General features: G+C 55.6%; 18 protein-coding genes. 9 read left to right on the top strand and 9 right to left on the bottom strand.

The genetic code is table 11. From position 1 onward, the window contains the following. The first annotated feature begins 3 nt into the window (after positions 1-3). Positions 4-1,488: a guanosine-5'-triphosphate,3'-diphosphate diphosphatase gene (gene gppA / locus H2Z33_RS06950; protein WP_017383602.1), complete on the top strand. Its 1,485-nt coding sequence runs from the start codon at positions 4-6 to the stop codon at positions 1,486-1,488. 51 nt (positions 1,489-1,539) lie between these two features. Here gppA and rep read toward each other — a convergent pair whose 3' ends face one another. Further along, on the bottom strand, positions 1,540-3,564 hold the full coding sequence (rep, locus tag H2Z33_RS06955; protein WP_063867156.1) for a DNA helicase Rep: 2,025 nt from the start codon (positions 3,562-3,564) through the stop codon (positions 1,540-1,542). 85 nt (positions 3,565-3,649) lie between these two features. On the opposite strand from rep, the gene ppiC reads away from it, so the two are divergent. Beyond that, complete coding sequence (gene ppiC, locus H2Z33_RS06960) at positions 3,650-3,931, top strand: peptidylprolyl isomerase PpiC (protein WP_006812396.1); 282 nt, start codon at positions 3,650-3,652, stop codon at positions 3,929-3,931. A 54-nt stretch (positions 3,932-3,985) separates the two neighbouring features. Here the strand turns inward: ppiC and cysE are convergent, their stop codons facing one another. The 5 genes from cysE to H2Z33_RS06985 all read right to left on the bottom strand — a co-directional run bounded on the left by cysE (position 3,986) and on the right by H2Z33_RS06985 (position 7,095). Then, positions 3,986-4,807, bottom strand: coding sequence for a serine O-acetyltransferase (gene cysE / locus H2Z33_RS06965; RefSeq protein WP_022646641.1), 822 nt, complete (start codon positions 4,805-4,807; stop codon positions 3,986-3,988). Positions 4,808-4,882: 75 nt separating this feature from the next. Then, positions 4,883-5,902, bottom strand: coding sequence for an NAD(P)H-dependent glycerol-3-phosphate dehydrogenase (gpsA, locus tag H2Z33_RS06970; protein WP_006812398.1), 1,020 nt, complete (start codon positions 5,900-5,902; stop codon positions 4,883-4,885). Then, positions 5,902-6,369, bottom strand: a complete 468-nt coding sequence (secB, locus tag H2Z33_RS06975; RefSeq protein WP_014168079.1) for a protein-export chaperone SecB — start codon at positions 6,367-6,369, stop codon at positions 5,902-5,904. The genes gpsA and secB overlap by 1 nt, the downstream gene beginning before the upstream one ends. Before the next feature lie 31 nt (positions 6,370-6,400). Further along, a complete protein-coding gene (grxC, locus tag H2Z33_RS06980) occupies positions 6,401-6,652 on the bottom strand; it encodes a glutaredoxin 3 (protein WP_003860837.1) in 252 nt (83 codons plus the stop codon). An 11-nt stretch (positions 6,653-6,663) separates the two neighbouring features. Next, the gene (locus H2Z33_RS06985; protein ID WP_017383604.1) at positions 6,664-7,095 is read right to left on the bottom strand and encodes a rhodanese-like domain-containing protein; all 432 of its coding nucleotides are present in this window, start codon (positions 7,093-7,095) and stop codon (positions 6,664-6,666) included. A gap of 248 nt (positions 7,096-7,343) precedes the next feature. On the opposite strand from H2Z33_RS06985, the gene gpmM reads away from it, so the two are divergent. The 3 genes from gpmM to H2Z33_RS07000 are packed head-to-tail and all read left to right on the top strand — an operon-like array spanning position 7,344 to position 11,117. Then, a complete protein-coding gene (gene gpmM / locus H2Z33_RS06990; RefSeq protein ID WP_063135308.1) occupies positions 7,344-8,888 on the top strand; it encodes a 2,3-bisphosphoglycerate-independent phosphoglycerate mutase in 1,545 nt (514 codons plus the stop codon). A 33-nt stretch (positions 8,889-8,921) separates the two neighbouring features. Beyond that, positions 8,922-10,181, top strand: a complete 1,260-nt coding sequence (envC, locus tag H2Z33_RS06995; protein WP_026094345.1) for a murein hydrolase activator EnvC — start codon at positions 8,922-8,924, stop codon at positions 10,179-10,181. Between the two features lie 3 nt (positions 10,182-10,184). Further along, the gene (locus H2Z33_RS07000; protein ID WP_017693955.1) at positions 10,185-11,117 is read left to right on the top strand and encodes a divergent polysaccharide deacetylase family protein; all 933 of its coding nucleotides are present in this window, start codon (positions 10,185-10,187) and stop codon (positions 11,115-11,117) included. A 53-nt stretch (positions 11,118-11,170) separates the two neighbouring features. Here H2Z33_RS07000 and H2Z33_RS07005 read toward each other — a convergent pair whose 3' ends face one another. Next, positions 11,171-11,929, bottom strand: a complete 759-nt coding sequence (locus H2Z33_RS07005) for a glycosyltransferase family 2 protein (protein WP_063135310.1) — start codon at positions 11,927-11,929, stop codon at positions 11,171-11,173. Positions 11,930-12,135: 206 nt separating this feature from the next. Here H2Z33_RS07005 and H2Z33_RS07010 point away from each other — a divergent pair, with 206 nt between their 5' ends. Together H2Z33_RS07010 and H2Z33_RS07015 are read left to right on the top strand one after the other, a co-directional pair. Beyond that, on the top strand, positions 12,136-13,341 hold the full coding sequence (locus H2Z33_RS07010; RefSeq protein WP_063135311.1) for a glycosyltransferase: 1,206 nt from the start codon (positions 12,136-12,138) through the stop codon (positions 13,339-13,341). A 15-nt stretch (positions 13,342-13,356) separates the two neighbouring features. After that, the gene (locus tag H2Z33_RS07015) at positions 13,357-14,271 is read left to right on the top strand and encodes a hypothetical protein (protein WP_198091829.1); all 915 of its coding nucleotides are present in this window, start codon (positions 13,357-13,359) and stop codon (positions 14,269-14,271) included. A gap of 26 nt (positions 14,272-14,297) precedes the next feature. Here the strand turns inward: H2Z33_RS07015 and tdh are convergent, their stop codons facing one another. Continuing rightward, a complete protein-coding gene (gene tdh, locus H2Z33_RS07020) occupies positions 14,298-15,326 on the bottom strand; it encodes an L-threonine 3-dehydrogenase (protein ID WP_017383610.1) in 1,029 nt (342 codons plus the stop codon). Between the two features lie 9 nt (positions 15,327-15,335). Then, entirely contained in the window at positions 15,336-16,532 is a 1,197-nt protein-coding gene (kbl, locus tag H2Z33_RS07025; RefSeq protein WP_015570030.1) for a glycine C-acetyltransferase, read from the bottom strand. Positions 16,533-16,745: 213 nt separating this feature from the next. On the opposite strand from kbl, the gene rfaD reads away from it, so the two are divergent. Then, complete coding sequence (gene rfaD / locus H2Z33_RS07030; protein WP_003860858.1) at positions 16,746-17,678, top strand: ADP-glyceromanno-heptose 6-epimerase; 933 nt, start codon at positions 16,746-16,748, stop codon at positions 17,676-17,678. A gap of 2 nt (positions 17,679-17,680) precedes the next feature. Further along, positions 17,681-18,727 carry an ADP-heptose--LPS heptosyltransferase RfaF gene (gene rfaF / locus H2Z33_RS07035; protein ID WP_015570031.1) on the top strand — a complete coding sequence of 349 codons (1,047 nt, stop codon included), beginning with the start codon at positions 17,681-17,683 and terminating at the stop codon, positions 18,725-18,727.

An 18,727-nucleotide genomic window follows, 5' to 3' on the forward strand; every position in this document is an offset into this window, starting at 1 on the left:
AATATGCTCAGCTCCACCTCGCTTTATGCGGCAATTGATCTCGGTTCGAATAGTTTTCATATGCTGGTTGTGCGCGAGGTGGCGGGAAGCATACAAACGCTGACGCGCATTAAGCGCAAGGTCCGCCTCGCGGCGGGCCTGAGCAGCGATAATCACCTCTCCCCGGAAGCCATGGAACGTGGCTGGCAGTGTCTGCGTCTGTTTGCAGAACGTTTGCAGGATATCCCGCTCAGTCAAATTCGCGTTGTTGCCACGGCGACCCTTCGTCTGGCGGTTAACGCTGGCGATTTCATTGCCAGAGCACAGGAAATTCTGGGCTGCCCGGTGCAGGTCATCAGCGGTGAAGAAGAAGCGCGTCTGATTTATCAGGGTGTGGCGCATACGACCGGCGGCGACGATCGTCGTCTGGTGGTCGATATCGGTGGCGCCAGTACCGAACTGGTCACGGGCACAGGCGCGCAGGCGACGTCGCTCTTCAGCCTGTCGATGGGCTGTGTGACCTGGCTGGAACGCTACTTTACCGATCGAAACCTTGCCAAAGAGAATTTTGACGAGGCGGAAAACGCGGCGCGTGCGGTCCTGCGCCCGGTTATGGACGAACTGCGCTATCACGGCTGGAAAGTGTGTGTCGGCGCGTCCGGAACCGTTCAGGCGTTGCAGGAAATCATGATGGCACAGGGAATGGACGAGCGGATCACGCTTGCCAAACTCCAGCAGCTTAAACAGCGCGCCATCCAGTGTGGTCGTCTGGAAGAGCTTGAAATAGAAGGGCTGACGCTCGAACGCGCGCTGGTTTTCCCCAGTGGGCTCGCCATTCTGATCGCCATTTTTACTGAACTGAATATCCAGTGTATGACCCTGGCAGGCGGTGCGCTGCGCGAAGGTCTGGTCTACGGAATGCTGCACCAGTCGGTCGATCAGGACATCCGTAGCCGTACGCTGCGTAACGTTCAGCGCCGCTTTATTGTTGATATCGACCAAGCACACAGAGTGAGTCAACTGGCGTCACTGTTTGCCGATCAGGTGAAAAAAAGCTGGGATATTGAACCGTTAAGCCGCGATCTGCTGCTAAGCGCCTGTGCGCTACATGAAATTGGTCTTAGCGTGGAGTACAAGCAGGCACCGCTGCACGCGGCCTGGCTGGTGCGTAATCTCGATTTACCGGGCTATACGCCCGCCCAGAAGAAGCTGCTGGCCACCCTGCTGCTAAATCAGACTAACGCCGTCGATCTCTCTTCCCTTCACCAGCAGAACGCTGTACCGCCGCGCGTGGCGGAGCATCTGTGTCGTCTGCTTCGCCTGGCGATCCTGTTTGCCAGCCGGCGTCGTGATGATTTGCTGCCAGCCATTACGCTGGCGGCAGACGATGAGAAACTGACGCTGACGCTACCGGAAAACTGGCTTGAGGATCATCCGCTTGGGGCGGAACTGATTGAGCAGGAGTACCAGTGGCAGAGCTATGTGCACTGGGCGCTTGATGTGAAGTGACCCTTTGAAGCGTGCCGGGTGGCGGCTTCGCCTTACCCGGCCTGCAAATAGTTATCCCTTCTCTTTGGCTTTTGCCAGCATCGCGCGAATGTTTGCCACGTTTGCCTGCCCTTTGTGCATACGCTCTTCAGCGGTAATGACTTTACGCTCCTGCTCCCAGATAAGATCGTCCTGAGGCAACTCCAGCAGAAAACGGCTCGGCTCCGGGCGCACCAGCTCACCATACTGACGGCGCTCTTTGCACAGCGTAAACGTCAGCTCCTTCTGCGCACGAGTGATCCCCACGTAGGCCAGACGGCGCTCTTCGTCAACGTTATCTTCATCAATGCTGCTCTGGTGCGGCAATAATCCCTCTTCCATCCCCACCAGATAGACATACGGGAACTCCAGCCCTTTCGAGGCATGTAACGTCATTAGCTGAACCTGATCGGCCTCTTCTTCGCTTTCGCCGCGCTCCATCATATCGCGCAGCGTGAAGCGGGTGACCACCTGCGTCAGGGTCATGGGCTCGTCAATCTCAGATCCTTCAAGCATTTCGGTCATCCAGCTGAAGAGCTGGTTAACGTTTTTCATCCGCATCTCGGCTGCTTTCGGGCTGGCAGAGGTTTCATACAACCAGGATTCGTAATCAATGCCGTGGATCAGATCGCGTACTGCCGCCACAGGCTCGCGCTCTGCCAGACGCTGCACCTCACCCAGCCAGTGGGTAAAGCGGGTTAAGGCGTCATAGCCGCGCCCGGTCAGGGTCTGGCTCAGCCCCATATCGAAGCTGGCGGTGAACAGGCTTTTGTTGCGGGTCATCGCCCATTCACCCAGTTTTTGCAGCGTCGCAGAGCCAATCTCGCGTTTCGGCGTATTCACGATGCGCAGGAAAGCGCTGTCGTCATCCGGGTTGGTCAGCACGCGCAGATAGGCCAGCAGATCCTTGATTTCGGGACGCGAAAAGAACGACGTACCGCCGGAGATTTTGTAGGGGATGCGGTTCTGCATCAGCATCTTTTCAAAGACGCGCGACTGGTGGTTTCCGCGATAGAGGATCGCGTAATCCTTGTATTCAGTTTTGTTGACGAAGTGATGGGCAATCAGCTCGCCCGTTAAGCGCTCCGCTTCGTGCTCTTCGTTGTTGGCGCTGAGCACTTTCAGCTCGGTGCCGTAACCCAGTTCGGAGAACAGGCGCTTCTCAAAGACGTGCGGGTTATTGGCAATCAGGATGTTCGCCGCCTTCAGGATACGCCCGGAAGAACGGTAGTTCTGCTCCAGTTTAATCACCTGCAACGCCGGGAAGTCTTTGCTCAGTAGCACCAGGTTTTGCGGACGCGCGCCACGCCATGAGTAAATCGACTGATCGTCATCGCCTACGACGGTAAAGCGTGCACGCTGCCCTACCAGCAGCTTCACCAGCTCGTACTGGCTGGTGTTGGTATCCTGGTATTCATCCACCAGCAGGTAACGAATTTTGTTCTGCCAGCGCTCGCGTACCTCTTCATTCCGCTGAAGCAGCAGCGTCGGCAGCAGGATCAGATCGTCGAAATCCAGGACGTTGCAGGCTTTCATATGCGCGTCGTACAGTCCGTAGCAGTGGGCAAAGATGCGGTCGCGCTCGCCTTTGGCGCTTGCCGCTGCCTGGGCCGGCGTCATCAGATCGTTTTTCCAGTTCGAGATCGTCGAGATCAGCTGTTGCAACAGAACTTTGTCATCTTCTATCAGCCCTTCCGTCAGCTCTTTAAGCAGCGCCACCTGGTCGGTGTCATCGAAGAGAGAAAAGTTGGACTTCATGCCCAGCGCCGCGTATTCGCGCTTGATAATATCCAGACCCAGCGTGTGGAAGGTGGAGATCATCAGCCCGCGCGCCTCTTTACGGCCCAGCGTCTGGCCGACGCGCTCTTTCATCTCACGCGCCGCTTTGTTGGTAAAGGTGACCGCCGCGATATGGCGCGCCTGATATCCACAACCCCGAATTAAGTGGGCGATTTTGTTGGTGATCACGCGTGTTTTACCGGATCCCGCTCCCGCCAGCACCAGGCAGGGTCCGGTGACGAATTCGACAGCTTGTTGTTGTCCGGGGTTTAAACGCATAAATGATCACTCAATGAAAGTCGGGAGAGGAGGAAAAACGCGTGGTAGTATACCGATCGTAAACTAGTCGACTCAAGGCACGATCATGGCAAAAACAGCAGCAGCACTGCATATCCTTGTTAAAGAAGAGAAACTGGCACAGGATCTGCTCGAACAGATTAAAAACGGCGCCGACTTCGGCAAACTGGCGAAGAAACACTCGATTTGCCCGTCAGGCAAACGCGGTGGTGACTTAGGCGAGTTCCGCCAGGGCCAGATGGTCCCGGCGTTTGATAAAGTGGTTTTCTCCTGCCCGGTGCTGGAGCCAACCGGCCCACTGCACACGCAGTTCGGCTATCACATTATCAAAGTGTTATACCGCAACTAATCAAAAGCCCGGTGCATTGACTCACCGGGCTTTTTTATTTGGCTGTTCCGGCGTTCAGATACCGTCGCCGTATTCGAAGGTGTGGTGAATACCGTTGAAGTGCTGATCCATATCCATCGACGGCTTATCGCTGTCTGGCTTACCGACGATGCGCGCCGGGACGCCAGCGGCGGTGGTATGCGGCGGTACAGGCTGGAGCACAACCGACCCCGCGCCAATCTTCGCGCCGCGTCCGACTTCAATATTGCCGAGGATTTTAGCGCCCGCGCCGATCATCACCCCTTCACGGATTTTCGGATGGCGATCGCCGCTGGTTTTACCGGTACCGCCCAGCGTAACGGATTGCAGGATCGACACGTCATCTTCGATCACCGCCGTTTCACCAACAACAATGCCGGTGGCGTGATCGAGCATGATCCCGCGGCCAATTTTCGCCGCCGGGTGAATATCGACCTGGAAGGTCACGGACACCTGGTTTTGCAGGAAGATGGCCAGCGCGCGGCGTCCCTCATTCCATAACCAGTGGCCGATGCGGTACGCCTGTAAGGCATGGAAGCCTTTGAGATACAGCAGCGGCGTGGAGTATTTATCCACCGCCGGGTCTCGCGTGCGCACAGCCTGGATGTCGCAGGCGGCAGAAGCAATCATCTCCGGATCTGCGGCGTAGGCCTCTTCCACCACCTCGCGAATCGCGATAGCAGGCATGATAGGGGAAGCCAATTTATTGGCGAGCATATAGCTCAGGGCGCTGCCGAGATTTTCGTGCTTAAGTAGCGTCGCGTGATAGAAACTGGCCAGCATGGGCTCACAGTCGGCCAACGCTCGGGCTTCGGCTTTAATATTATTCCAGACGATATCCAGTTCTTCACACGGCATTGCTTGCTCCAGACGATAGTTAATGACCAGCCAGTTCTGCGCTGGCTGGGTCATTCAGGTGACGATACTTCCCGGCTAATTGCTGCTGCGCTCGTCCTTGCGCGCACGACCTAATAAGGTCAATGCTGCCTCGCGCGCATTTTTTCCGCAATACAATACCTGATAAATTTCCTCGGTTATTGGCATTTCAACACCGAAACGGTGCGCCAGTTCGCGAACTTCCTTGGTATTGCGATAGCCTTCAACCACCTGACCAATCTTCTCCTGCGCGCTTTTTACATCGCTGCCCTGTCCGAGCATCATGCCAAAGCGGCGGTTACGCGACTGGTTATCGGTGCAGGTCAGCACCAGGTCACCCAGCCCTGCCATTCCCATAAAGGTGGCCGGATCGGCACCCAGCGCTTCGCCCAGGCGGGACATTTCGGTCAGGCCACGGGTGATCAGCGCAGTACGCGCATTCGCGCCGAAACCGATGCCGTCAGACATCCCGGCCCCGATGGCAATGACGTTCTTCACCGCGCCGCCCAGCTGCACGCCGATAAAATCGGGGTTGCTGTACACGCGGAAGCTTTTGCCGCAGTGCAGCAGTTGCTGAAGATCGTCGGAAAATGCCTGGTCGGTGGACGCCAGCGAAATCGCCGTCGGCAAGCCCGCAGCCAGCTCTTTGGCAAACGTCGGCCCGGAGATCACCGCCAGCGGGATCGCTGTTCCCAGCGCTTCGCGGGCAACGTCCTGCAACAGACGTCCGGTTTCCGCTTCCAGCCCCTTCGTCGCCCACACAATACGCGCATCCGCACGCATCAGCGGCTTAATCTGACGCAGGACTTCGCCAAACACATGGCTTGGCACCACAATCAAAATATTGCGGCTGGCCGCCAGCGCGGTCGCGAGGTCGCTTTCCAGATACAGGGAGTCAGGGAACGGAACGTCCGGGAGAAACGCCACATTGCAGCGGTCGTGTTGCAACGTCGCGATATGTTTTGGATCGTGGCCCCACAGGACCACGTCGTGACCATTTCTTGCCAGGGTGATGGCAAGAGCGGTGCCGTAAGAGCCGGCACCGATCACAGTCATTGACGCATTAACAGTGCTCATCAGGCATCCTGATGTTGTTCGGTACCTTCGCCAGCCTGCTGCTGTAGATAGTTCATGAACAGCGCATCAAAGTTTACTGGCGCAAGGTTCAGTTGCGGGAATGTACCGCGAGAAACCAGGCTGGTGATGCATTCACGGGCATACGGGAACAGGATGTTCGGGCAGTATGCACCCAGGCAATGCGCCATCTGGTTGCCTTCGATGCCGCCGATGGAGAAGATACCGCCCTGCTGAACTTCGCACAGGAATGCGGTTTCTTCGCCCAGAGAGGCGGTCACGGTGACACGCAGTACGACTTCATACACATCATCCGCCAGCTGGGTGGATGCGGTATCCAGATCAAGTTTAACCTCTGGCTGCCAGTCTTTCTGGAAAACGTGCGGCGCATTTGGCGCTTCGAAAGAGACATCCTTGGTGTAGATGCGCTGGATCTGGAAAGTCATCTCGGTGTTGTTTTGTTCTGACATGGAAAAACCCTTTTTAATTGTCCTAAAGTCTCTAGCTCAGCAGCGGATCGAGTCCGCCACGAGCGTCGAGCGCATACAAGTCATCACAGCCGCCAATGTGCTGCGCATCAATAAAAATCTGTGGAACCGTTGTGCGACCACTGCGTTGGATCATCTCTTCGCGTTTAATCGCGTCACCATCGATCGGCAGTTCCTTGAACGTTACGCCTTTGCTGGACAGCAGCGCTTTCGCTCGGTGGCAGAACGGGCACGTTGCTTTGGTGTAGATCTCAATATTGGCCATCACTTAACTCCTTATTTACCGCGCACTAAAGGAAGATTCTCCCCGCTCCAGCCGGAGATGCCTTCTTTCAGCACCGTTACGTTTTCAAAGCCTGCTTTATGCAGTGCGCTGGCAGATTCCTGCGCCTGCATGCCAGTGCCGTCAACAACAATAATCGGCTGGGCTTTATGCTTCTCCAGCTCACCAATGTTGTTCGCTTTAATTTCCGCTGGCAGCAGGTTGATAGCACCTGCGATGTGGCCCTTGCGGAAATCGTCGCGCTGACGCAGATCGACAACCACGGCGTCCTCTTTGTTGATCAGACGTGTCGCTTCACCGCGGGTGATCACCTTAATTTTAGACGTCAGTCCCTTAAATGTGGTGAACAGTACAGCGACCAGCAGGCCAATCCACGCGATGCTCAGAACCGGGTGGCGGCTAACGAATTGCATAATTTCTTGCATGGGGGGTAACAACTCCCGACTAAGTGATTAAAAAAACCAGGACAGGAGTATACCTGTGCGCTGTGGCAAATACAGCCAGCGACATAAAGCTAATCCATTTTCTGCGGCATGCCACGTAAAAAAAGCCTCAAAATGGCCTGAGAACAGCATTGCCCCCGCGCTTTCTTTGATCTTCTGCGGCTATTTTATCGATTCAGCTGTAGTAAAATTACGCAAATTTTTTGTCTCTTGAGCATGAGGTTGTCGCAATGTCGGTTTCTAAAAAACCTATGGTACTGGTGATTCTGGATGGCTATGGCTACCGTGAAGATCAACAGGATAACGCCATTTTCAACGCCAAAACCCCGGTTATGGATGCGCTATGGGCAAAACGTCCCCACACCCTGATTGATGCGTCTGGCCTGGAAGTGGGTCTGCCAGATCGTCAGATGGGCAACTCTGAAGTGGGTCACGTTAACCTGGGTGCGGGCCGTATCGTTTATCAGGACCTGACGCGCCTGGACGTTGAAATCAAAGAACGTACATTCTTTGCCAACCCAACGCTCACCGGAGCGGTTGATAAAGCCGTTGCCGCAGGCAAGGCCGTTCACATTATGGGTCTGCTCTCTGCGGGCGGCGTTCACAGCCACGAAGATCACATCATGGCGATGGTAGAACTGGCCGCCGAGCGCGGTGCGGAAAAAATCTATCTGCACGCCTTCCTGGATGGTCGCGATACGCCGCCACGCAGCGCAAAAGGTTCTCTTGAAGCGTTTGAAGATAAATTTGCCGCACTGGGCAAAGGCCGCGTGGCGTCCATCGTTGGCCGTTACTATGCCATGGACCGTGACAACCGCTGGGACCGCGTTGAGCAAGCCTATGATCTGCTGACCCTGGCAAAAGGCGAGTTCCAGTTCCCGACCGCCGTTGAAGGCCTGGAAGCAGCTTACGCGCGTGATGAAAACGACGAATTTGTGAAGGCAACCGTGATCCGCGCTGAAGGCCAGGCCGATGCCGCCATGGAAGATGGCGATGCGCTGATCTTCATGAACTTCCGTGCTGACCGCGCGCGCGAAATCACCCGCGCCTTCGTCAACAGCGATTTCGACGGTTTCGCCCGTAAGAAAGTGGCGAAGATCGATTTCATCCAGTTGACCGAGTATGCAGCGGATATCAAAGCCCCATGCGCGTATCCACCCGCTCTCCTGGAAAATACCTTCGGCGAGTGGATGGCGAAAAACGATAAAACGCAGTTGCGCATCTCCGAAACTGAGAAGTATGCGCACGTGACCTTCTTCTTTAACGGCGGCGTAGAAGAGCCGTTTAAAGGCGAAGACCGCATCCTGATTAACTCGCCGAAAGTCGCCACTTACGATCTCCAGCCAGAAATGAGCTCTGCGGAGCTGACCGAAAAACTGGTGGCCGCGATCGAAAGCGGTAAATACGACACCATCATCTGTAACTATCCGAATGGCGACATGGTGGGCCACACCGGCGTGATGGAAGCAGCCGTTAAAGCTGTTGAAGCGCTGGACCACTGCGTTGAGCAGGTCGCGAAAGCGGTTGAATCCGTGGGCGGCCAGCTGCTGATCACTGCTGACCACGGTAACGCAGAACAGATGCGTGATCCGGCAACCGGTCAGGCGCATACCGCCCATACCAACCTGCCTGTTCCACTGATTTATGTAGGTGATAAATCAGTGAAAGCTGTGGAAGGCGGCAAGCTTTCCGACATCGCGCCAACCATGTTGTCGCTGATGGGTATGGAAATCCCTGAAGAGATGACTGGCAAGCCGCTGTTCATCGTGGAATAATCGCTCCCCATGAGGGGAAAGGCGATTTTTTCAATCACATGGGTCGTGAAGCCGCTTCGGTTATCAGTCAGACCTCTGCTTTGCGCCAGCGCACTCAGCGCTGGCGTATTGCTGTGCGCCGCATCCGCCCACGCGGATGACCGCGATCAGCTTAAATCCATTCAGGCCGATATCGCCGCCAAAGAGCGTGCGGTACGTCAGCAACAGCAGCAGCGCGCCACCCTGCTCGCCCAGCTTAAAAAGCAGGAAGAGGCCATTTCCGCCGCCGCGCGTAAGCTGCGTGAAACACAAAACACCCTTGCCCAGCTCAATAAGCAAATCGATGAAATGAACGCGTCGATTGCGAAACTGGAGCGTCAGCGCGATGCCCAGGAGCGGAACCTTGCTGCACAGCTTGATGCTGCTTTCCGTCAGGGTGAGCACACAGGCCTTCAGCTGATCCTCAGCGGTGAAGAGAGCCAGCGTGGTCAGCGTTTACAGGCCTATTTCGGCTATCTAAACCAGGCGCGTCAGGAGACCATTGCGCAGCTGAAACAGACGCGCGAAGAAGTCACCACGCAAAAAGCCGAGCTGGAAGAGAAGCAGAGCCAGCAGCAAACGCTGCTCTACGATCAGCAGGCGCAGCAGGAGAAGCTTGAGCAGGCGCGCAATGAGCGTAAGAAGACGCTCGCCGGGCTGGAGTCCTCTATCCAGGCAGGACAAAGCCAGCTGAGCGAAATGCGCGCCAACGAATCCAGACTGCGTAACAGCATTGCCCGGGCAGAAGCCGCGGCCAAAGCGCGCGCCGAAAAAGAAGCGCGCGAAGCGCAGGCGGTGCGTAATAAGCAGCAGGAAGCCTCCCGGAAAGGCACCACCTACAAACCGACTGAAAATGAACGTTCCCTGATGTCGCGTACCGGCGGCCTCGGCTCCCCGCGTGGTCAGGCTTACTGGCCCGTTCGCGGTACGATCCTGCATCGCTATGGCGAACAGTTGCAGGGTGAGCTACGTTGGAAGGGGATCGTTATCGGTGCGTCTGAAGGTAGCGAAGTGAAAGCCATCGCCGATGGCCGCGTGATCCTGGCCGACTGGCTACAGGGTTATGGGCTCGTGGTGGTGGTTGAACACGGTAAAGGCGATATGAGTCTTTACGGCTACAACCAGAGCGCGCTGGTCAGCGTTGGCACCCAGGTGCGCGCGGGTCAACCCATTGCCCTTGTGGGCAGCAGTGGCGGTCAGGGCCGCCCGTCACTCTATTTCGAAATTCGTCGTCAGGGTCAGGCGGTCAATCCACAGCCGTGGTTGGGAAGATAGGTTTTGCTTCAATTTCGTCGAATTGTTGTTTCCGTAGTCAGCGCACTGGCGCTGGCTGCACCGGTTTATGCAGGCAAACTCGCGATTGTGATTGATGACTTCGGTTATCGACCACACTATGAAAATCAGGTGCTGGCGATGCCGCCAGCCATCTCTGTCGCCGTCCTGCCTAATGCGCCTCACGCGCATGAAATGGCGACCAAAGCGCACAATGGCGGCCATCAGGTCCTCATCCATCTGCCGATGGCCCCCCTCAGCAAGCAGCCGCTGGAAAAAGATACCCTGCGCCCGGACATGAGCAGCGACGAGATCGATCGCATCATCCGCGATGCGTACAATAAAGTGCCGTATGCCGTGGGTCTGAATAACCATATGGGAAGCGCAATGACCTCCAGCCTGTACGGTATGCTGAAAGTGATGCAGGCGCTGGAGCGTTACAATCTCTATTTCCTCGACAGTATGACCATCGGCAACAGCCAGGCGATGCGTGCCGCTCAGGGGACGGGTGTGAAAGTCATCAAGCGCAAAGTATTCCTGGACGACTCCCAGAACGAAGCGGATATCCGCGTGCAGTTTAACCGCGCGGTACAGCTGGCGCGCCGTAACGGTTCGGCGATTGCCATTGGGCATCCGCATCCGTCTACCGTTCGCGTTTTGCAGCAAATGTTGCCGGGCTTACCCGCCGATATTACGCTGGTGCGTCCGAGCGATCTGCTCAATGAACCTCAGGTGGATACTTCTCGTCCGGGTAGCGCGCAACCACCCGCAACGCAGCCGCGTAATCCATTCCGCGGCGTGAAGAACTGCACGCTGAAACAGCCGCCTGAACCGGTCTATGCAACCCGCTTCTTCTCGGTGATTGGCGAAAGCATCAGCAGCAGTACACTGGTTAAATACGTCCAGCAACAGTGGCAGGGTTGGGGAAAAAAAGCCTGATCGGCTAACGCCTATTCTGCCAGATAAGAGTCCGACTGCTCTTTTGCAACGGACTATTTCTTTTCCCGATCCTGATACCAGGCCTTGAAATATTTCAAAAAACTGTACGCCGTGGCATAAAACCCTGTCACCACACCCACTTTTCCCTGACGCCAGGCACCACTAAACAGATACCATTTGAAAAATGCGCCGATAGCGCTGATCGCGCCGCGACCAAGAGAGGGACGTATCGTCTGATATTGAACCAGGCGAGTGGTATATCCGTTTAATTTATTAAAAAGTTCATGCAGCGAATGAAACGTATCATGTCTGACATAACCTGGAATACGTTCAGAACGGAGAAAACCTTCAACCTGATCGTCTACTGGCCGGTTATTAAATCGCGACTGCGTACGGTTAAAAAGACGCACCGGATAATCCGGTGATGAGACGGGATAAATCGTTCGGACATTTTCTCCCAAAACAAACCAGTGACGACATATCCGCCACGCCATATCCAGTTCGGGTTCATCGCCCATTTTTAATTCTAAAATAGCATCAACGGTTTCTTGATCGAGTATTTCGTCACTGTCCATGCACAGCACCCAGTCGTTGTGCGCATGGGATACGGCATGGTTCATCTGCTCGCCGTGCCAGCTATATTTTTTGAATATGGGCGACAATCCATAACTCTGGCAAATATATATCGTCGAGTCTGTACTTCCGGAATCCACTATAACGAATTCATCTGCTATTTTTAAAAGAGGAGGAATAACATCGTGCAACGTTCTTTCGGAGTTAAACGTTAATAAGCAGACCGTTATTTTAAACATATTTTCACTCTCTCAATAACAACATAAAATTTTTGCACTCATACTATCGAATTGAGAAGAGGCGATTAAAGTCTTAAATCGCACTTTTAAAATAAGCGCGTTTAAAATGTTTTCTTGTAAAAAGACAAAGAAATACAAAAAATCTATTTTATTTCAGTAAATTCTTTATAATGCGGTCAGATGAAGGGTAGCATACGGATTCAGACATGCCGCAAAAACGTAAAATCCTCCTCCTGGACACGGGCAAAGAATGGGGGGGAGGTACCAACAGTATGCTTGAGCTTCTGAAGCGAATCAACCGCGACAAATTCGACATTACCTGTTGTTTTTACAGTGATTATAGTCGTGCTGAAGGTCAAACGATTGGCCAGGTGCTCAATAGCATTGGGATCCCGCTACTCGTTATCCCTCAACGTAAGCAACCGGCATGGGCAAAACTACTGAAAGAAGCGGGACGTGGTCTGCTGTTTTTTTCGCGTTCAGCGCGCAAAGCATTTACGCGGCATATCGATACCCTGTGGCGCATTCGCCCCAACGTCAGCAAGATCGAGACCATTTTCAGGGAAGGTGGATTCGATACGCTGTATATGAACAACCAGCCAGGCTCTAACGAAGAAGGGTATCTGGCGGGCGCAAACCTGCATGCGCGGATAATCCAGCACTGCCGGATTGAACCGGTGCTGACCCCGCCGCTGGTGAAGCTGGTGAATACCCATGCCACAAAAATTATCGCCGTCTCGCACGGCGTTGAACGCGTGTTGCTTCAGCATGGCGTCCAGCCAGCGCTGTGTACCACGGTCAACAATGCTATCGACATCCACCAGCCTTTGCCCGACCGACGCGCGATGCGCCAGCGCCTGAACATTGATGACGACACGTTTGTGTTCGGCAGCATTGGCTCGCTAATCCCTCGCAAAGCCAACCACCATACGCTGGAGGCGCTGGCACAGTTCAGCCAGAGGCACCCGCAGGCAAAATGGAAGATGGTGCTGGTCGGTGAAGGGGCGGAGCGCGGCGCACTGGCGGCACAGGCTGACGCGCTGGGTATTGCTGAGCACGTCATTTTTACCGGTTTCCAGAACACGCCTTTTGACTATCTCGCCACCTTTGACGCATTTATTCTGGCCTCGAAGAGCGAAGGCCTGCCGCGCGTCGTGCTGGAGGCGATGCTGCTGAATATTCCCGTGATTGGTTCAAAGGTGACCGGCACGGCAGAATTGATCGATCATGAGTCGACCGGCCTGCTGTTTCCCTGGAGCGACGTGTCGCAACTTGCTCAACATCTGGATAATATCTGGCAGGATCCTGCTCTGCGCGCCCGGCTCGCCGCTGCCGCACACCAGAATGTCTGCAACATGTATGCCATTGAAAGCTATGTTAACGGTGTCGAGGCCGTTCTTGGCGCGCAATAACCAAACGAGAAGAACATGTTTAAATTCCTGAATGCTCGCTACCGCCACATTACCGGGCGTCATAACATTCCTTACGCTTCCCTTCCGGTCACGCGCGATCTCGTTGCGGTGGATTCCATTGTGATCCCGTGTACGGGCGCGGATTTCGTCGAAGAGGCGTTATTGTCAGCGACCTTTGCAGAGCGTTATGCCACCGACGTCAGCGAGATTGTTATCGTCAGCGATCAGCCTGAATCCGCTTTCGGCGAGCTGCCGCCAAAAACCCGCGTTGTTACCCTCACGCTTCCAAAACGTGAAGAAGGTTACCGCTATAAGCAGATCTACCTCAGTCGTCTGGTGAAGCTTAACGCTCCGTTGCAGGCGCGCGGTGAAGGTGTGCTGATGATCGACTCCGATCTCAACCTGCTTAAAATGCCAGAGATCAACATGGCGGATATGCACATCTACTCCAGCTTCCGTCAGGGCAAAATGATTGCCAAGCTGGACGGCGCGCCAGCGGAGAAAGTGCCGGCATATTACAAAGAAACGGTGCGTCCGTATCTGGTCGATCACGTTAACGGCGCGTTTCTTGCCGCCACCAAAAAGACCTGGCGCCGTATCTGCCCGCTGTGGCTGACGCTGTTCCAGGATACCTGGGAGCTGATGGACGACACGCAGCCGCCGACCGATCAGCTGCCGCTCGCTGCGCTGCTGGACATGCTGGATGTAAAAACGGTTAACCTGGACGACTGGATGAACTGGCCGGTCTCCAAGAAGATCGGCGGTCAGGAAGCCGTTGTGCCGAAAGAGGTGATTGGCGCGCACGGTGGTTTCCCGCTTTCCGAATGGCAGAAGTATCTGGAATCGCCGGATAACAAACTGCTGTTCAAAGGCCAGGATTACACCCGCAAGGTGCGTTACCTGACGGACGAAGAGAAAAAGAATCAGTAAAAAAGGGGCCGCTGGCCCCTTTTTAATTACTTATCCCAGCTCAGGATCACTTTCCCTGACTGGCCGGACCGCATTGCGTCAAAGCCCTGCTGGAACTCATCGATGGAGAAACGGTGAGTGATAATCGGGGACAGATCCAGACCGGACTGGATCAGCGCGGCCATCTTGTACCAGGTTTCGAACATCTCACGGCCATAGATGCCCTTAATGAACAGCCCCTTGAAGATGACTTTGTTCCAGTCAATGGACATATCTGACGGCGGAATACCCAGCATCGCGATACGGCCACCGTGGTTCATGGTGTCGAGCATGGTGCGGAACGCCGGTGGCGCGCCGGACATCTCCAGACCCACGTCAAAGCCTTCGGTCATGCCCAGCTCTTCCATCACATCGGTCAGGCTCTCTTTCGAGACATCCACCGCGCGGGTGACGCCCATTTTGCGCGCCAGCGACAGGCGGTATTCGTTCACGTCGGTGATCACCACGTTGCGCGCACCCACATGCTTCGCCACGGCTGCCGCCATAATGCCGATGGGGCCCGCGCCGGAAACCAGCACGTCTTCACCCACCAGGTCGAAGGAGAGCGCCGTGTGTACCGCGTTGCCGAACGGGTCGAAGATGGAGGCCAGATCGTCAGAGATATTGTCCGGGATTTTGAACGCGTTAAACGCCGGGATCACCAGGTATTCCGCGAAGCAGCCCGGACGGTTCACGCCCACGCCGACGGTGTTGCGGCACAGGTGGGTACGCCCACCGCGACAGTTACGGCAGTGACCGCAGGTAATGTGGCCTTCACCGGAGACGCGATCGCCAATGTTGAAGCCTTTTACTTCCTGGCCGATACCCACCACTTCGCCGACATATTCGTGACCGACAACCATCGGTACCGGAATGGTTTTCTGCGACCACTGGTCCCAGTTGTAGATGTGAACGTCAGTACCGCAGATGGCGGTTTTACGAATTTTGATCAGCAGATCGTTATGACCGACTTCCGGCTCCGGCACGTCGGTCATCCAAATCCCTTCTTCCGCTTTCAGTTTGGATAACGCTTTCATCATACGTCCTCAGGCAATGACGCCCAGCTGTTTGCCGATGCGGGTAAAGGCTTCCACCGCACGTTCAATTTGTTCAGGCGAGTGCGCCGCAGACATCTGGGTGCGGATACGCGCCTGACCTTTTGGTACCACCGGGAAGAAGAACCCGGTCACGTAAATCCCTTCTTTCTGAAGCTCACGAGCAAATTTCTGCGCGACAACCGCGTCGCCCAGCATCACCGGAATGATCGCGTGATCGGCACCGGCCAGGGTGAATCCTGCGGCACTCATTTTTTCACGGAACAGGCGGGCGTTAGCCCACAGGCGGTCGCGCAGCTCAGCCCCGGATTCCACCATCTCCAGCACTTTAATGGAGGCAGCCACAATCGCCGGCGCCAGGGAGTTGGAGAACAAATACGGGCGGGAGCGCTGGCGCAGCCACTCGACCACCTCTTTACGCGCGGCAGTGTAGCCGCCAGACGCGCCGCCGAGCGCTTTGCCCAGCGTACCGGTGATGATATCCACGCGGCCCATTACGTCGCAGTATTCGTGGGAGCCACGACCGTTTTCGCCGACAAAACCGACCGCGTGAGAGTCATCCACCATCACCAGCGCGTCGTATTTATCCGCCAGATCGCACACGCCCTTCAGGTTGGCGATCACACCGTCCATGGAGAACACGCCGTCGGTGGCGATCAGGACGTGGCGAGCCCCCGCTTCACGGGCCTCTTTCAGGCGCGCTTCCAGCTCCACCATGTCGTTGTTGGCGTAGCGGAAACGCTTCGCTTTGCACAGGCGTACGCCGTCGATGATGGAGGCGTGGTTCAGGGCGTCGGAGATAATCGCGTCTTCTGCGCCGAGCAAGGTCTCAAACAGACCGCCGTTGGCGTCGAAGCAGGAGGAGTACAGAATCGCGTCTTCCATTCCGAGGAAGTTCGCCAGCTTTTGCTCAAGCTGCTTGTGGCTGTCCTGCGTACCGCAGATAAAGCGAACGGAGGCCATACCGAAACCGTGGGTGTCCATGCCGTTTTTCGCCGCGGCAATTAGCTCAGGGTGATTCGCAAGACCTAAATAGTTGTTCGCGCAAAAGTTGATCACATGGCTGCCGTCGGCAACGGTGATGTCCGCCTGCTGGGCAGACGTGATAATACGCTCTTCTTTGAACAACCCTTCCGCACGTGCGGTGTCGAGGTCGCTGTTTAACTGTTTGTAAAAATCACCACGCATTGCAATTCTCCAGACTCGGCAAATTTTGGCACATATTACCCAAACCAATAGTTCATGACGAGATGACGCAGTATCTCTTCTCGTTTTTGCAGCATAAATCACGCGTACCCCTGCTGCATATCGGTGAATGGCTGAAGCCTGAGCATTGTGATGATATGATAAAGAGATTAGCGTTCGGGATATTCCCCGACTCATACTTCAAAGGTTACAGTTATGATCATCGTTACTGGCGGCGCGGGCTTTATCGGCAGCAATATTGTTAAGGCCCTCAATGACAAAGGCATCACCGACATTCTGGTGGTAGACAACCTGAAAGACGGCACCAAGTTCGTGAACCTGGTGGATCTGAACATCGCTGACTACATGGATAAAGAAGACTTCCTTATCCAGATTATGGCGGGTGAAGAGTTCGGCGAGATCGAAGCCATCTTCCACGAAGGTGCGTGCTCCTCCACCACCGAGTGGGACGGCAAGTACATGATGGATAACAACTATCAGTACTCCAAAGAGCTCCTGCACTACTGCCTGGAGCGTGAAATTCCGTTCCTGTACGCCTCTTCCGCGGCAACTTACGGTGGGCGCACTTCAGATTTCATCGAATCCCGCGAATATGAGCAGCCGCTGAACGTTTACGGTTACTCCAAGTTCCTGTTTGATGAGTACGTACGTCAGATCCTGCCAGAAGCGAACTCGCAGATTGTCGGCTTCCGCTACTTCAACGTCTACGGGCCGCGCGAAGGCCACAAAGGCAGCATGGCGAGCGTGGCGTTCCACCTGAACACCCAATTAAATAACGGCGAAAGCCCGAAACTGTTCGAAGGCAGCGACGGCTTCAAGCGTGACTTCGTCTACGTGGGCGATGTGGCGGCAGTAAACCTGTGGTTCCTGGAAAATGGCGTGTCCGGCATTTTCAACCTGGGCACAGGCCGCGCGGAATCTTTCCAGGCGGTGGCAGACGCGACGCTGGCGTACCATAAGAAAGGCAGCATCGAGTACATTCCGTTCCCGGATAAGCTGAAAGGCCGCTACCAGGCATTCACCCAGGCGGACCTGACTAACCTGCGCGCCGCAGGCTACGACAAGCCGTTCAAGACCGTTGCCGAAGGCGTAACGGAATATATGGCCTGGCTGAACCGCGACGCATAAGCATGAAAATTCTGGTGATCGGCCCGTCATGGGTGGGCGACATGATGATGTCGCAAAGTCTCTATCGCACGCTCAAGGCGCGTTATCCCCAGGCGATAATCGACGTGATGGCACCCGCATGGTGCCGTCCGCTGTTATCGCGTATGCCGGAAGTGAACGAGGCGATCCCGATGCCGCTCGGACACGGCGCGCTGGAAATCGGTGAACGCCGCAAACTCGGCCACAGCCTGCGTGAGAAACGCTATGACCGCGCGTACGTGCTGCCTAACTCCTTCAAATCCGCCCTTGTGCCCTTCTTTGCGGGCATCCCGCACCGTACCGGCTGGCGCGGTGAAATGCGCTACGGCCTGCTGAACGACGCCCGGGTGCTGGATAAAGAGGCCTGGCCGCTGATGGTGGAGCGCTACGTGGCGCTGGCCTACGACAAAGGCGTGATGCGCAGCGCGAAAGATCTGCCGCAGCCGCTGCTGTGGCCGCAGCTCCAGGTAAGCGATGGGGAGAAATCCCACACCTGCAACGCATTTGGCATTTCGTCCGAACGCCCGATGATTGGGTTTTGCCCTGGCGCAGAATTCGGTCCGGCAAAACGCTGGCCGCACTATCACTATGCAGAGCTGGCGAAACAGCTTATCGATGAAGGCTATCAGATTGTGCTGTTTGGCTCGGCGAAAGATCATGAGGCGGGCAATGAAATTCTCGCCACGCTGAGCACCGAGCAACAGGCATGGTGCCGCAACCTGGCCGGGGAAACGCAACTCGAGCAGGCGGTTATCCTCATTGCCGCCTGTAAGGCCGTGGTCAGTAACGACTCTGGCCTGATGCACGTCGCCGCCGCGCTGGACCGCCCGCTGGTCGCGCTGTATGGCCCAAGCAGCCCGGACTTCACGCCGCCGCTGTCGCACAAGGCGCGCGTGATCCGTTTGATCACCGGCTACCACAAGGTGCGCAAAGGCGATGCCGCAGAAGGTTACCATCAGAGCCTGATCGACATTACCCCACAGCGTGTTCTCGAAGAACTCAACGCACTGCTGTTGAGCGAAGAAGGATAA

It is taken from the genome of Enterobacter sp. YSU (assembly GCF_016082135.1).
Taxonomy (GTDB): domain Bacteria; phylum Pseudomonadota; class Gammaproteobacteria; order Enterobacterales; family Enterobacteriaceae; genus Enterobacter; species Enterobacter hormaechei_C.